This is a genomic window from Akkermansia massiliensis (genome assembly GCF_023516715.1).
In the GTDB taxonomy this organism is placed as follows: domain Bacteria; phylum Verrucomicrobiota; class Verrucomicrobiia; order Verrucomicrobiales; family Akkermansiaceae; genus Akkermansia; species Akkermansia massiliensis.
In genome coordinates this window covers 52,923-66,212 of the sequence record NZ_JAMGSI010000003.1, presented here as the reverse complement: position 1 = coordinate 66,212, position 13,290 = coordinate 52,923, and the positions used below count along the sequence as shown (strand labels likewise).

The window sequence follows — 13,290 nt, the reverse complement described above, 5'->3', positions numbered from 1 at the left end:
TGACCGTTGCCTATGCTGGTATTTTCTACATGCTGGAACTCCCACCGCCACCAGGACGGGGAAGAGATGATTGATGAAATCCTCTCCCTGGGATTTGACCATGTGGAACTTTCCCACGGCATCAAGCTTTCCCTTCTGCCCGGCATCATGAGGGCGGTGGAAGCCGGAAAGGTTCAGGTGGCCGGGGTCCATAATTATTTCCCGGCACCCATCGACGAGGTGGGGGACGCTCCGGACAGCAGGCCGTTTACCGCAGATTTGCCGCAGGTGCGCGCCAAGGCGATTGAGCTGACGAAAAAATCCATGGAGCAGGGGGCCGCCCTGGGCGCCGGATACATTGTGCTGCACATGGGGACGGTGGAACCTCTGGTGAAGCGTACGGATACGGCTCATTTGCAGAGCCTGGCGCGTCAGGGAATGGTGGAAACGGAGTCATTTGCCGGAACCAAGGGGGAGTTTGTGCGCCGCCGCAACCGGCTTGCTCCCGTTTATCTGGAACGTGCCCGTGAGGCCATCCGGCAGCTTCTGCCCCATGCTGCGGAACTTGGCGTAAAGCTGGGCATTGAAGGGCGCAGCCATTATGAACAGGTTCCCAGCGAGGATGAAATGGGCCTGCTGATGCAGGAATTTGGGGAAAATCCCTTCATCGGGTACTGGCATGACTTCGGTCATATTCAAAGGAAGCACAATCTCCTTATATTGAATCATGAACAATTTCTCCGCAGGATGTCTTCCCATTTGATAGGTGGGCATGTAAACGACGTCAAGTGGCCGTCGCGGGACCACCAGGTTCCCCTGCTGGGCGGCGGAGTGCCGTTTGAACGCCTGCTGCCTTTTTTCCCGCATGGAGTTCCGCTCGTCTGGGAACTCTCCGGACGCGCTTCCGCGGAGGACATCCGTGCGGCGCGCGAATTGTGGACGGAAAAGTTTCCGGAGACGCTGGTCTGACCATCTTGTGATTGTAAATACGGCTCATTGGATATAAAGTCGGCACGATGATAGACAAGACGACATCCCGCGTCATTCTGGGCCTTCTGGGAACGGCCTGCATCCTGATTACGGCGTTTGCCTGGTATAAAACCAGCCATGCCGCCTCTCCGGATGCCGGGATGCGCCATAATATTTATGATGAGGATGTTCCCCGGTCTGCTCCGGTGCCTGTGGATTACCGGATGATTTTGCTGACGCCCCAGGAGCTGGCAAAGGCTCCGCTGGCGGATGCGTTCACGTCCCCTCTCGGAGATGAAAACGGCGCCTTTACCTATGTTGCCCAGGGACTGGGTGATATGAATGCCGCCCGTGGAGGGCGGCATACCGGACAGGATTTGAATGGGATTGGTGGCGAGAACACGGATGAGGGTCTGCCCGTGAGGGCCGCTGGACGCGGGCTGTTGATTTACGCGGGAGAGCCTTCGCCGGACTGGGGCAATGTCGTCGTCCTGCTCCACCGCCTGCCGGACGGGCGTTTTGTGCAGAGCCTGTACGCTCATTTGAAAACCGTCAGCGACATTCCTTTGGGGGCGCTGGTGGGGCGCGGAGAGCAGATCGGCACGGTCGGAACGGCGCACGGCAACTATCTGGCGCATCTGCATTTTGAGATGATTGAATCCATCGCCCATGAAGCGGGAATGCCGGGCTATGGAAAAACGACGTTCAACCGGATCAATCCGGATGAAGTATTGAAACAATACGCTCCCTCCCCGGAAATGATGATGCCTGATCCCGTTATTGCCCTGAAACAGGTTCAAATGGCGGCGGGATGGGAAAAGCTGCTGGAGAACCTGTACAAGGACAATAGTATGGAAGCGCTGGATAAAATCCTTCCGGACGACCGTCCGGACACGGAGGAAAAGGGAGACCGCTGACCCCGGCGTTTTCCCCGTCAGGAGCGTGTGTCCGGATTTTTGGAAACCAGCTCCTGCTGCTTCCTGGTGATTTGCAGGACGCAGACCAGCCACAGAATGCTGGCCGCCGTCATCAGCGAGCCGATCACCAGAAATGCCGTCAGGTAATGTTCCGCCCCAAAGGGGAAGAGCGCGCACAGGGTCAAAGCCGTGGTAACGAGCAGATACAGCCGCAGCGACCGGGAGGGGGCTTGCAGCATCCATGCCGCCGGATTCTTTGAAGCCCGGTATAATTCCTGAAGGATCAGGGCATTGAGCACCATGCCGACTACCGGCATGCAGCTCAGGAGGACGCTCAGGAATGGCGTGAACCGCAGCCCCGGAATTTGGAAGCCCTGGACATTGGCGGATGCCCGGTACAGCCAGATCAACTGGATGAGCAGGGAAGGAATGAACAGGATGCTGAAAAGGAAAACCAGCGGAACCGCGAAGGACGGCAGGTGAGCCATGTTCTGCTGGATGAGCATCTGGATTTCCTCATAATTGGTGACGTTGTTGGAGAAAACAATCCAGCTGCTCCAGAGCATGAAAGGCAGCAGCACGAAGCACGCCAGGATGGATAATTTGGCAAGCCCGGCCAGAGGATAACGCAAACGGTATTCCTGTTCCGCTGGCTGGTTTTCCTCTTCTGCCTCCTGCAATTCTTTCCGGACGGGGGACATTGACGGCAGAACCTGGTCCACAGGCTGCCATCCATCCATGCCCTGTTTCCAGGTGAGCGTTGTTGAGTCGATCACGCCCTGTCCCAGAAATTCACGGACTTCATATTCGGAATAGGCTCTCGGCTGGGAATCGCCGGGGAGTTTCAGGAAGTATTCACTCATTACCTGTATTTTAGAAAAAGAAGCAGGCTCTGGGCAATGGGAATTTGACGGATGACTGATAAAGTCCCATGCCAGATGCCTGGCCTTGAATAAAAGCCATGTCGCAAGTCGTCAGAGCGCCGGGGGCTATTAAATTTCCGGAATGGATAGGCCGCTTTTCCTGTGCATATCTCTCCGTACGAACAAGATAATGCTGTTGTGCATGGAACCGCAGGAGAGAGGGCTCAAGCTGGTGTTCAAGTAAAAGTACGGGGGCAGGATAGTTTATCCACAAGGTCGCGGAATACACAAGTCGGAAAAGAGAAAGGCCTTGTAACGTGAATGGGTTACAAGGCCTTGCAATGGGGAAATATGGTCGAGCTGACAGGATTCGAACCTGCGACCTCTTCGTCCCGAATGAAGAGAATTCAATTTTTAACTATTGATAATCAATGGTTATACTTTTTGTACCCCTTTCATACCCTTTATTTTCCGCTTGATTATCGTGTCGTTTTAACCTTCCCCTACGTGGCGAATGAGGGGTGAACTGCGCGTTAAACGTATTGATATGTTCAATGGAACATCGGCAGGATACTAGAAGACTGATGGTTCAGTCTTTCCAAAAAATAAACAACACTCAATAAAATGAATAATTATATTCCTTTCAATAAGGCTATTGGTCCGAAGGTTCTCTGTGACGGTTACGAAGCCCTCATTCCGCAGAAACTAGGTGTCGATGAAATGACCTTCACTTTTGATGGAGGCTCGTGCGAACATGCCTCCTGTGCCGGAGCACCGGAAATGTTCATCAAGGTGGAAGAAGAGGCGCTGTATCATTTTGGCGTGGAAGCTGATGATATTGGTCAACTTTTCATTGGAGAGTTCTGCGTATGTGACAAACAGGCTCCTGAAAAACACGGACGTTTGGAATTGGCTACTGGAAAACAGTATTTGAAACCCGGATTCTACAAAGTCAGGATTTCATATACCAATAACGCCTATAAGCCTGTCAGCGGCAATGCCGTCGCCTTGAATGTGACGATGGATAAAGAACCCATTAAGGAAGGCGACTACTCTGCAGCATCAACCATGAAACGCTCTTTTTCTCCTTCGCCAAAAATCAAACTTTGGACGATTGAAAAGGAAGAAGGAATTACATGCGAACCTTCTCAAAATGTAGAGATTAAATGGGAGAAAAATTCCCTGACTCAAGATGAGGGGACCGGTGAGTGCCAGTGTATCCCTCTATTGGTGGATGTTCGTACGACTGCCTGCAAGGATACCCAGAACAATGTGTGGAGATTGCGCGTCCAGATGGTATCCAGCGGATGTGACATTGAAATTCATACAGGTTTCTATAGGGATACTCTTTTCAAGCCACCGGTTACCGAAGCCGAGGCTATTGAGGCTGTCAATTGCATGAACGGATACCAGTCTCGTCCGGGAGTTTGGAAGTGGCATACTCTTGCGGCGTCTTTGGCCCATGAGGAGCATCACAAGCAACAGTGGAAGGACACATGCAATTTTTACTGGACCAACTTGAAGGTGCAGGAAGAATTGGAAAAGATCCAGGTGTCCTGTGGGCAATTTCCTGAAATGGATGACGCCTTGAAAGAAATGAAAATGAAGATAGCAGCTACTATGGAGAAATTCCACGATGAAGCGGATAGATATTTCCTGAGTTTGCCGGATAAAGAAAATACCAGGCCCTATCACGCCGGGCAGAAAAAATTGAATGAAGCCACGGAGTTCGTCATCAATCTGGTGGATCGGAACGGCTGGAGCAACGTTCCGCGTCAAATTACCCAACCTGGAGTCATTGAGCCAGTGTGTTATCTGCCTCCGGTCAATGGGGAAAGTGCCAGGGGCTCCAGAATCAGGACTGTGGCTCCTCTGCGGCTGTTCATTGCGGATACTGCGGACTTGCTGAGAGGGAGAATAAGGGTCGGTTTAAAAAATATCAGCGGAGATGTGGTCAAACTTCCTGATGTGATTGACGATCGTACGTCGGATTTCTTTTTCTATACAAGTTTGCAGGCAGGGAGGACCTACCGATTGAATTCCAAGGTAGGGAAAATCACCTTCTCCCGGGAGTTGCCCTGTCTTGAGCTGTCTCCCGGAGAAGAATACAGGCTTGACATTCCCGTAGATAGTTCCCAAATTTCAGGAAAATTGATGGAAGTTCAATCCGGAGAACTGGAAATGCTCTTCTGCAACTGGCATGGAACAGGCTGTTTTCATGGAGTTTTGGAAACAACCGCGTCTGTACTTTTATGAAAAAAATTCTTCTTCCCTGCCTGATCCTGTTGACCTGCCTCCCGTCCCTGGGAGGCGAATTCAACTTTTGGCCGGAGAGCAAGGAGGTGGAATGTTCCGTTGTTCTGGCATCCGAACCTGTCGAGACGGGCAAGCCTTTTCCGGATTTTACGCTGATCTTTACCAATAAAAGCCGGAAAGAAGTGCGCCTGCTGGACAGCTTCTATCCTGCAAATAACGTAAAACCGGATATCATTCTGGAGATATGGGATGGAGAAGCTAAAAAAATGGCTTATTACTGGGCGCGTTACCGTGTTGAACGCAGTGTAGCGAACATGAAGTTCACCGCCTTGAAGCCCGGGATTCCTTTCCGGGTTCCCATCCGGAATTTTGCGAAACATGTCATCTACCTCCATCCCTTGGAAAGGGGGAAGAAGTATTTGATGAAAGTGACTTACCGGGACGATTACGGGACACCGAGCCATTCGGTAGGATACGTGGCAAGGAAAGAATTTGTGACAAAATAACTTTTCTGAAAAATCTACCCCGCTCATGAAATATGAGCGGGGCTTTTTTGTGGAGAAGGTTCATTCTCCTGCTTTGGGATTTTGGATGTCGTAGAGTGCTCCTGTGTCGGTATTGATTTTGCATTCCAGAGAGTTGAGGACTTTGGCTCCAAGGGCGTTTTTCCCTCTGAATTTGTAAATGGCTTTTATGTCTGTCCGGCCAGACTCAACTTTTAGAGGTTGCCCTGTAAAAGAGATGAACTCAAACATGTCAGGGTCATGCATGTTTTCTTTGATGGCAACTTCAATGATCGCAGAATATCCCTTTTTCAGTTTGGCAAAGATGTAATTGGCTTTTTCATCGGGAGTCATTCGTGAAAGCTTTTCTTCAAATGCTTTCTTATCCTCTTCTTTGTTTACACGCTTTTGTTCACATATGGCTTTTGCTTTTTCCTTTTCAGATTCGGTTTGCTTCAAGAGATTTAAGAGTTCTTGCCGCTCCTTTTCTGAAATCTTCAATTCCATAATTTTTTCTCTTGTGTAGATTCCTGATTTTGCCTGTTCCCTTCTGGCTTCCGCTCTGTCCCGAACGAAGAGAATTCAGTTTTTGGCTATTGATAGTCAATGGTTGTGTTCTTGTACCCCTTTCATACCCTTTATTTTCCGCTTGATTATCGTGTCGTTTTAACCTTCCCCTACGTGGCGAATGTGGGGTGAACTACGCGTTAAACGTGTTGATATGTTCAATGGAACATCGGCAGGATACTAGAAGACTGATGGTTCAGTCTTTCCAAAAAATAAACAGCAAACAATAGCAATGAATAATTACATACCAATCAACAAGGCAGTTAATCCCGTCTGCATTTATCAAGGGTATGAGCCTCTTATCAACAAGACGCTCGGTGTTGATGAAATGATATATGGCTTTGACGGAACTCCTTCGGATTATGCCACCTGTGCCGGAGCTCCCGAAATGTTCATCAAGGTGGAACATGACGGCTTGTATTATTTCGGTGTAGAAGCCGATGATGAGGGGTACCTCAGCCTTGCAGGAGAACTTCTCTGCGGGAAAAAAGGAGATCCGCCCAATGGGAAATTGTCTCTGGAAACGGGTTCAAGATATCTGAAAGCCGGGTATTACAAGGTTTCTTTGATATACAGCAATCACGCTTACAAGCCTGTCAGCAACAATGCCATTGCATTCAACGTTACCATGGATACCAAACCTATTATGGAAGGGAAGTACCAGGGAAACTCCACCATGAACCGTGAATTTTCAGCATCTCCCAAAATCAAGCTTTGGACGATTGAACGGGAGGCTTCCATTACATGTGAACCTTCTCAACAAGTCGAAATCCAATGGGACCACCCGGAATTTACGATTGACAACAGTCTGAATAGAAGTGAAACAACGGGCACGCCTCCAAATTTCTATGTTACCGCCTGCAAGGATGAGGCCGCCAATGTATGGAGGTTGCGCCTTCAGCTCGTTACTTGTGGTTCCAAGATTTCTCTGAAAACTGACTCTTACAGAGATGCTTTGGCCAACCCTCCCGTTTCAGAGGCTGAGGCCATCGAAGCGGTTGACTGCATGAACGGCTATCAATCTCGTGCAGGAGTGTGGAAGTGGCATACTCAGGCCGCCTCGCTCGCGCACGAACAACACCACCGCCGGCAATGGGAAGATGCTTACAAATACTACTGGAAGGAATTAAAAATACAGGAAGAATTGGAAAAGCAGAGTGTTTCCTGCACTGAAAAGCCGGAGATGGATGACGCCATAGAAGCTATGAATAAGGCTGTCCAAACGTGGAAAGATATTTTATGGCTCGAAGTTAAAGATTATGTGATGCGTTTGCCGGACGGCGCCAACGACCGCCCCTATTGTGCCGGACAACAAGTCCTGAATAATGCTACCCTTCAGGTTATAGAACAGGCGTTAACCAATGGATGGAACGTTTCTGCGGATATTACTCAACCCGGCACGATTGAGCCTCCTTGCTTCCTGCCGCCGGTCAACGAAGGGAAAACACGGAGCAGGGCAGTTGCGGAGGAATCAACATCCCTGAAGCTCTCCATTGCTGACACATCCAGGTTCATGCAGGGAGAAATTACAGTCTGTTTCCGCAACGAGGGAAGTCTGCCTGTCCGGATTCTGGACGAAATCGACGACGAAACGTCCGATTTCTTCTTCATGACGATTCTGGGAACCGAACGGGGAGACGTTCGTGTTCTTGAGCGTAAGATGGGAACAATGACGTTTCATCGTGCATTGAACTACCGGGAGCTTGCACCCGGAGAGGAATACCATGTGACAATTCCGGTTTGTCTGGATAACGTCGAGTTGGAAGACTGGAAACAATGTTCTTGTGAACTGGAAACGCGCTACTATAATCAGCAGGGTAAGAATTGTTTCCTGGGGACTCTCCGGGCGGCGACTAAACTCGTGCTGTAATGAAAAAAATCTTCCAGATTTTAGGACTTCTGGCCAGCCTGTCCCTCCATGCTTCTGCATGGGGGGACAAGGCGGACAATGGGATTGAATGTTCCGTGGTGATGGAAAAGACTTCGTTCGATCCAAGAGCCGCTTTTCCGGACTTCAAGCTTGTGTTTGCCAACAAGGGAGAAAAGGCTGTGCGTCTTTTCGACGACTTCTATCCTCTCAAGGAACGCGGGCCGAATATCATCATCAAGATATGGAGTCAGGGAAACGGAAAGAAGGGAGAAAGGCCAACGGCATGGTATCTTCCCTCCTATCAAATGGAACGTGTCGCGGATCTTATGCGCTTTATTACCTTGAACCCCGGAGAAAAATATGAAGTGCCCGTCAAGGATGCATACCTGCTGCTGACCTATTTACAACCTCTGGCCAGCGGAAAAATATACGAACTGGAAGTACGTTTCCGGGACGGATATGGAGATCCTGGTACCCGGAGGGAGTATGTGGGGAAAAAGGATTTTATCGTCATGGATCAAATCCCCAGGTGAATTTGAAAAATTGGGACAGCCCCGCTCATGAAATATGAGCGGGGCTTTTTATTGTGGATTTTCAACTTGGTGTCTTTGCACGTCTTCAATTAAAGTCCCTTGGAAAGATGGCTCTGTGTTTGTTGTTGCTTTTTCGTCAAGGAAAGTATCTTTGTCGTAATCATAGACGACAACGGCGTAGTTGATTGCCTTATTGCCAAGAGCATTTTTTCCTCGAAATTCTTCTTGGAGTATGATTTGTCCAAGGTCTGTTTTTTCTTACCCTTTTTGAATTTACAGGTTAATGAAACGTGCTCAAATGAGGCTGGATCGTGAAGGGTAGGTTTAATGAGGGATTCCAGGAGAGGGAAACCTGTAAGTTCCTTCTCCAGACACGATGTTCAGAAACCTTTTTTTAAAAACAAAGAATGCTTGCTCTCTTTGCGAGAACGCGGCAAGGCAACTTTTCTCTGAGCAGGGCTTGTTCTTCTTCAGCCTCAGCTCTTGTTTTGTAGTACAAGTCGGTTTTTTCCCCTGATGCTGCAAATCTGGTCGGTATTCTGATCCTGTAGAGAATTTTGCCCCAACGTTGCATTTTGAAGATGGTAAATCTGAGAGGTTTGCTCATGTGATTTTGTGTCCTTGATACTCTTTATGGATTCAAAATCAATCAGTATGGCACCATTTATTAAACTTAGTGGGCTATATTCACCTTAGTGTAAAATAACAGGAAAATAGGGTTTCTAAGGTGTGAAATTGTTTGAAAAGCAGTATTCAAACAACAAAAAAACCGCCCGAAGGCGGCTTTTAAAAAGTGGTCGAGCTGACAGGATTCGAACCTGCGACCTCTTCGTCCCGAACGAAGCGCGCTACCAGCCTGCGCTACAGCTCGTTGTTTGTGGTGCGGCGAAGTCTACGGTTGAAAGGAGGGTTTGTCCAGTTTTTTTTATTCGCCGCGGCACTTGGTTGTGATACGGTGCCGGGGTTATGATGGATATGCTGGTACGGCTGTATGATTTGCCCGATATTGAAGAAGAGCTGCGGAAGCTGGAGAAGGACGGCATTTTGATCCGGCGGCCGGGGGCTTATGAACGCCATTTGGTGGCTGGATGGGTAGGCCGGAATTTTTCTCCCAAGTGGGTGAGTGAAACGAAGACTGCATTCAGCCGCCAGCCCATTTCCTGTTATATTGCCACACGGGAGAAGAAGATTCTCGGCTTTGCCTGCTATGACGTGACGGCGCGCGGTTTTCTTGGCCCCATGGGGGTTGCGGAGGAGGCGCGCAAGAGCGGCGTGGGCAAGGTTTTGCTGGTTTCCGCATTGAACGCACTCCGTGAGATGGGGCATGCCTACGGCATCATCGGCGGGGTAGGGCCGGCCGATTTTTATGCCCGGACGGTAGGCGCGATGCCCATTGAAGGGAGCTCTCCCGGCATTTACGTGGATATTCTGCCGGAGCCCTGATTCCGCCTGTTGCGGAATTCATTTCCGGTTCCGGATGGCCCCTTTTCCGGCCCATCCAAAGGATGGAACCGGAAGTTGTTATTTTTTATACCCTACCGGATGGCAGAGCATGGGCGTTTGGGGAGAGGCCAGTTTCAGGGCTTTTGCCAGGGCCTCCTTGTTCATGCTGGCCCGTGGGTAGGTAGCCAGTCCCGTTCCGGAGCAGAACAGGGAGATGTTCTGGGAGACGATGCCGGCGTCCATGGCTGCCCAGGGTTCCGCCGTGTCCGTCACAAGAACCAGGCAAACGGGCGCGTCCGCCGGGCGCGCGTCCCCGTCGCTTACGGGGACCATGGCGTGGGCCTTGTGGTCATAGAGGTAGGAGGCGTCTTTCGTGCATACGTAAATTTTGACGTCCTGCCGGTTCATGGCGGACGGGGCGGTACGCTTGCCGGATTCCTGGCGGTTGATTCCGTTGGCGGCCCAGAGCAGGTCTGACAGATCTTTTTGGGAGAGCGTTTTTTCAGAAAAGCTCCGGATGGATTGGCGGTCGGACAGGGCTTTCATAATTGGCGCCCCCCGTTCCAGGTCCGGCTGGTCCAGTTTGACGGGTTCCGCGGCGTGAAGGAGGGCTGTTCCGGACAGCCCCGCAGCGAGGAGGGACAGGATGATTTTTTTCATGGCTTTGCGGCGGGAGTGGTTGATGGATGCGGATGTTCCGCATTTTCCCATTAGCCGGAATTTAACATGGGGAGGGAGGGCTACAAGGTTTTTGTGCGCTTGTTTTTGCCGCCATCCGTCAGGGCGCCGCAGGGCCGGAAAAAAATCGGAAGGAGTTTTTCAAGAAAAGCCTTGAGTTCTTGCGTGAAACTGGTATTGAAGGCAACCGATTTTTCGCCCGGCGGGGGAAGGCGCCCCGATTGCCCGCCGGCCAATAAGGGGCCATGAGAAAAATCGGCAATACTAACTCATCAACCATTTAAATGAGCACAACTGAACTGGCGGAACTTATTGACAGCAAGTTCCGCGAATTGCGTGAAGGTTCCATCGTTACCGGAACCATCCAGGAAATCCGTCCCCAAGTCGTTTTGGTGGACATCGGCTACAAGTCCGAAGGCGCTATTTCCATTTCCGAGTTTGAAGACGAGGAAATCGAAGTGGGGGACCAGATCGAGGTCCTTCTGGAACGCCTCGAAAACGACGAAGGCATCGTCGTCCTTTCCAAGGAAAAGGCCGCCCATAAGCAGAACTGGGATAAGATCGTGGGCGTGTACCGCGATGGCGGCCTGGTCAAGGGTAAAGTGAAGAGCGTCGTCAAGGGTGGCCTCATGGTCAACGTTGGCGTGGAAGCCTTCCTTCCCGGTTCCCAGGTGGATATCATTCCCCCGCGCGACCTGAACGAATACGTGGGCAAGGTTTACGAATTCAAGATCGTCAAGGTGAACGACGACCGCAAGAACATCGTCCTTTCCCGCCGCGAAGTGATCGAAGCCGAACGCGCCGACCAGCGCCAGCGCTTCCTTGAAACCGTCAAGGAAGGCGACAAGGTGGAAGGCCTCGTGAAGAACATCACGGACTTCGGCGCCTTTGTCGACCTCCGCGGCATGGACGGCCTGCTTCATATCACGGATATGAGCTGGGGCCGCGTGAACCACCCGAGCGAAATGCTCCACATCGGCCAGTCCCTGGAAGTCGTGATTCTGGAAGTGGACCGCGAAAAGGAACGCGTTTCCCTGGGCCTGAAGCAGATGACGGACAATCCCTGGGCGGACATCGAACGCAAGTACCCGATCAATTCCCATGTCAAGGGCCGCGTGACCAAGCTTCTGCCTTACGGCGCCTTCGTGGAGCTGGAAAAGGGCGTGGAAGGCCTGGTGCACGTTTCCGAACTGTCCTGGGTCAAGAGAATCACCCGTCCGAGCGACGTGCTGAAGCTGGACCAGGAAATCGAAGCCGTGGTGCTTTCCATTTCCGTGAAGGAACAGAAAATCTCCCTCGGCGTTCGCCAGCTGGAAGACAATCCCTGGGCGGATATCGAATCCCGCTTCCCGATCGGCACCGTTATCAAGGGCCAGGTCCGCAACCTTACTCCCTACGGTGCCTTTGTGGGCCTGGAAGAAGGCATCGACGGCATGATCCACGTGTCCGACATGAGCTGGACCCGCAAAATCAACCACCCCTCCGAAGTCCTCAAGAAGGGCGACGAAGTGGAAGCCATCGTTCTGGAAATCAAGAAGGAAGACCAGCGTGTCTCCCTTGGCATCAAGCAGCTTGAGTCTGATCCGTGGGAATCCATCAACGACCGCTTCAAGGTGGGCGACATGGTGACCGGCCAAGTGGCCAAGATCGCCAGCTTCGGCGCCTTTGTGAACCTGAACGGGGACATCGACGGCCTGATTCACATCTCCCAGCTTAGCGAAGACCACGTGGAACGCGTGAAGGACGTGATCAAGGTGGGTGATGAAATCACCGCCCGCGTGATCAAGGTGGACAGCATCGAACGCCGCATCGGCCTTTCCATCAAGGCCGTCAATTACGACACCGAACAGCTCCGCCGTGAAACCGCCTCCTTTGAAGCTCTCCGCCCGAGCAGCGACATGGTGGGCCTGGAACACGCCTTCAACCTGGCTACCCGTGAAAACGAAGAATGGAGCCCTTCTGAAGAGAAGTAAGCTTATCTACGTAATTCACTGATTGATTTAACCGCCGCGAATAGTGATATTCGCGGTGGTTTTTTTTCTCATTCCAAATAAGGATGGAAAAAGTCTTGAGTTAGTTTCACCTAAGGGATTAACTGTTCTCTTATACCATGTTGGAGCTGACCAAGAGCAATGAGGATTATCTGGAGGCCATCGGGCTGCTGTCTGAAAAGAGCGGAACGGCCCAGGTGCGGGATATTGCAGAGATGCTTAAGGTGAAGATGCCTTCCGTCACGTCTGCCGTCAAGCAGCTGGCGGACATGGGGCTGGTGGAGTACACGCAGTATGCTCCCGTCAAGCTGACGCCCCAGGGCCGCAGAATCGCGGGAAAAATCATTGTCAGCCACGGTATTTTGTTTGATTTCCTGAGGGAGGAACTGGCTCTTCCGGAAGAACGCGCCAATGAGGTTGCCTGCCAGATTGAGCATATCATGACTTTTGAGGAGATTGAAAAGCTCAAGTCCTGCCGGATACGGCCTTTTGAGGGGGCCGGGGAAGATTCTGCCGGATAGGTTTTAGTTCCGGTGGCGGGCGGGATTTGGACCAAGCCTCCATTGCGCTTTGGGTGCCGGCTATCCGGGAAGGACGGGATACCTCCATACACGGCCCTGTGATTCGTTCAGGCTGTGGGATATGTCCTTTCCCCTGCTTTTTCCGATAGCCGCACTGCCGGGAACAAGGATCTTCCGTTCCTTGCCAGAATCTTATGGAG

General features: G+C 51.3%; 13 protein-coding genes and 1 tRNA gene. 9 read left to right on the top strand and 5 right to left on the bottom strand.

The features are described from left to right. Positions 1 to 12 precede the first annotated feature (12 nt). Entirely contained in the window at positions 13 to 948 is a 936-nt protein-coding gene (locus M8N44_RS13305) for a sugar phosphate isomerase/epimerase family protein (protein ID WP_102729115.1), read from the top strand. Between the two features lie 47 nt (positions 949 to 995). After that, positions 996 to 1,865 carry a M23 family metallopeptidase gene (locus tag M8N44_RS13300; RefSeq protein WP_102729114.1) on the top strand — a complete coding sequence of 290 codons (870 nt, stop codon included), beginning with the start codon at positions 996 to 998 and terminating at the stop codon, positions 1,863 to 1,865. Between the two features lie 17 nt (positions 1,866 to 1,882). On the opposite strand, the gene M8N44_RS13295 is transcribed toward M8N44_RS13300, so the two are convergent. Continuing rightward, positions 1,883 to 2,728 (bottom strand): GYF domain-containing protein, encoded by an 846-nt coding sequence (locus M8N44_RS13295; protein ID WP_022396960.1) that lies wholly within the window; start codon positions 2,726 to 2,728, stop codon positions 1,883 to 1,885. Positions 2,729 to 3,352: 624 nt separating this feature from the next. Between M8N44_RS13295 and M8N44_RS13290 the strand changes: the two genes are divergently transcribed. Together M8N44_RS13290 and M8N44_RS13285 are read left to right on the top strand one after the other, a co-directional pair. Continuing rightward, the gene (locus M8N44_RS13290) at positions 3,353 to 4,984 is read left to right on the top strand and encodes a hypothetical protein (RefSeq protein WP_102729112.1); all 1,632 of its coding nucleotides are present in this window, start codon (positions 3,353 to 3,355) and stop codon (positions 4,982 to 4,984) included. Next, complete coding sequence (locus M8N44_RS13285) at positions 4,981 to 5,490, top strand: hypothetical protein (RefSeq protein ID WP_102729111.1); 510 nt, start codon at positions 4,981 to 4,983, stop codon at positions 5,488 to 5,490. Before M8N44_RS13290 ends, M8N44_RS13285 begins: the two co-directional genes overlap by 4 nt. Before the next feature lie 60 nt (positions 5,491 to 5,550). Here the strand turns inward: M8N44_RS13285 and M8N44_RS13280 are convergent, their stop codons facing one another. Beyond that, positions 5,551 to 5,994: a hypothetical protein gene (locus M8N44_RS13280; protein ID WP_102729110.1), complete on the bottom strand. Its 444-nt coding sequence runs from the start codon at positions 5,992 to 5,994 to the stop codon at positions 5,551 to 5,553. A 292-nt stretch (positions 5,995 to 6,286) separates the two neighbouring features. Here M8N44_RS13280 and M8N44_RS13275 point away from each other — a divergent pair, with 292 nt between their 5' ends. After that, on the top strand, positions 6,287 to 7,924 hold the full coding sequence (locus M8N44_RS13275; RefSeq protein ID WP_102729109.1) for a PA14 domain-containing protein: 1,638 nt from the start codon (positions 6,287 to 6,289) through the stop codon (positions 7,922 to 7,924). A 101-nt stretch (positions 7,925 to 8,025) separates the two neighbouring features. Beyond that, complete coding sequence (locus tag M8N44_RS13270; RefSeq protein ID WP_249853135.1) at positions 8,026 to 8,457, top strand: hypothetical protein; 432 nt, start codon at positions 8,026 to 8,028, stop codon at positions 8,455 to 8,457. Positions 8,458 to 8,851: 394 nt separating this feature from the next. On the opposite strand, the gene M8N44_RS13265 is transcribed toward M8N44_RS13270, so the two are convergent. Next, on the bottom strand, positions 8,852 to 9,064 hold the full coding sequence (locus M8N44_RS13265; protein WP_102722900.1) for a hypothetical protein: 213 nt from the start codon (positions 9,062 to 9,064) through the stop codon (positions 8,852 to 8,854). 187 nt (positions 9,065 to 9,251) lie between these two features. Then, positions 9,252 to 9,328: transfer RNA gene (locus M8N44_RS13260), tRNA-Pro, on the bottom strand. Positions 9,329 to 9,423: 95 nt separating this feature from the next. Between M8N44_RS13260 and M8N44_RS13255 the strand changes: the two genes are divergently transcribed. After that, a complete protein-coding gene (locus M8N44_RS13255; protein ID WP_102722899.1) occupies positions 9,424 to 9,900 on the top strand; it encodes a GNAT family N-acetyltransferase in 477 nt (158 codons plus the stop codon). A 78-nt stretch (positions 9,901 to 9,978) separates the two neighbouring features. Here the strand turns inward: M8N44_RS13255 and M8N44_RS13250 are convergent, their stop codons facing one another. After that, the gene (locus tag M8N44_RS13250; protein WP_102729120.1) at positions 9,979 to 10,560 is read right to left on the bottom strand and encodes a nitroreductase family protein; all 582 of its coding nucleotides are present in this window, start codon (positions 10,558 to 10,560) and stop codon (positions 9,979 to 9,981) included. Positions 10,561 to 10,862: 302 nt separating this feature from the next. Between M8N44_RS13250 and M8N44_RS13245 the strand changes: the two genes are divergently transcribed. After that, a complete protein-coding gene (locus M8N44_RS13245; protein ID WP_102712389.1) occupies positions 10,863 to 12,551 on the top strand; it encodes a 30S ribosomal protein S1 in 1,689 nt (562 codons plus the stop codon). Between the two features lie 137 nt (positions 12,552 to 12,688). Next, positions 12,689 to 13,090, top strand: coding sequence for a metal-dependent transcriptional regulator (locus tag M8N44_RS13240; protein WP_022396955.1), 402 nt, complete (start codon positions 12,689 to 12,691; stop codon positions 13,088 to 13,090). Positions 13,091 to 13,290 lie beyond the last annotated feature (200 nt).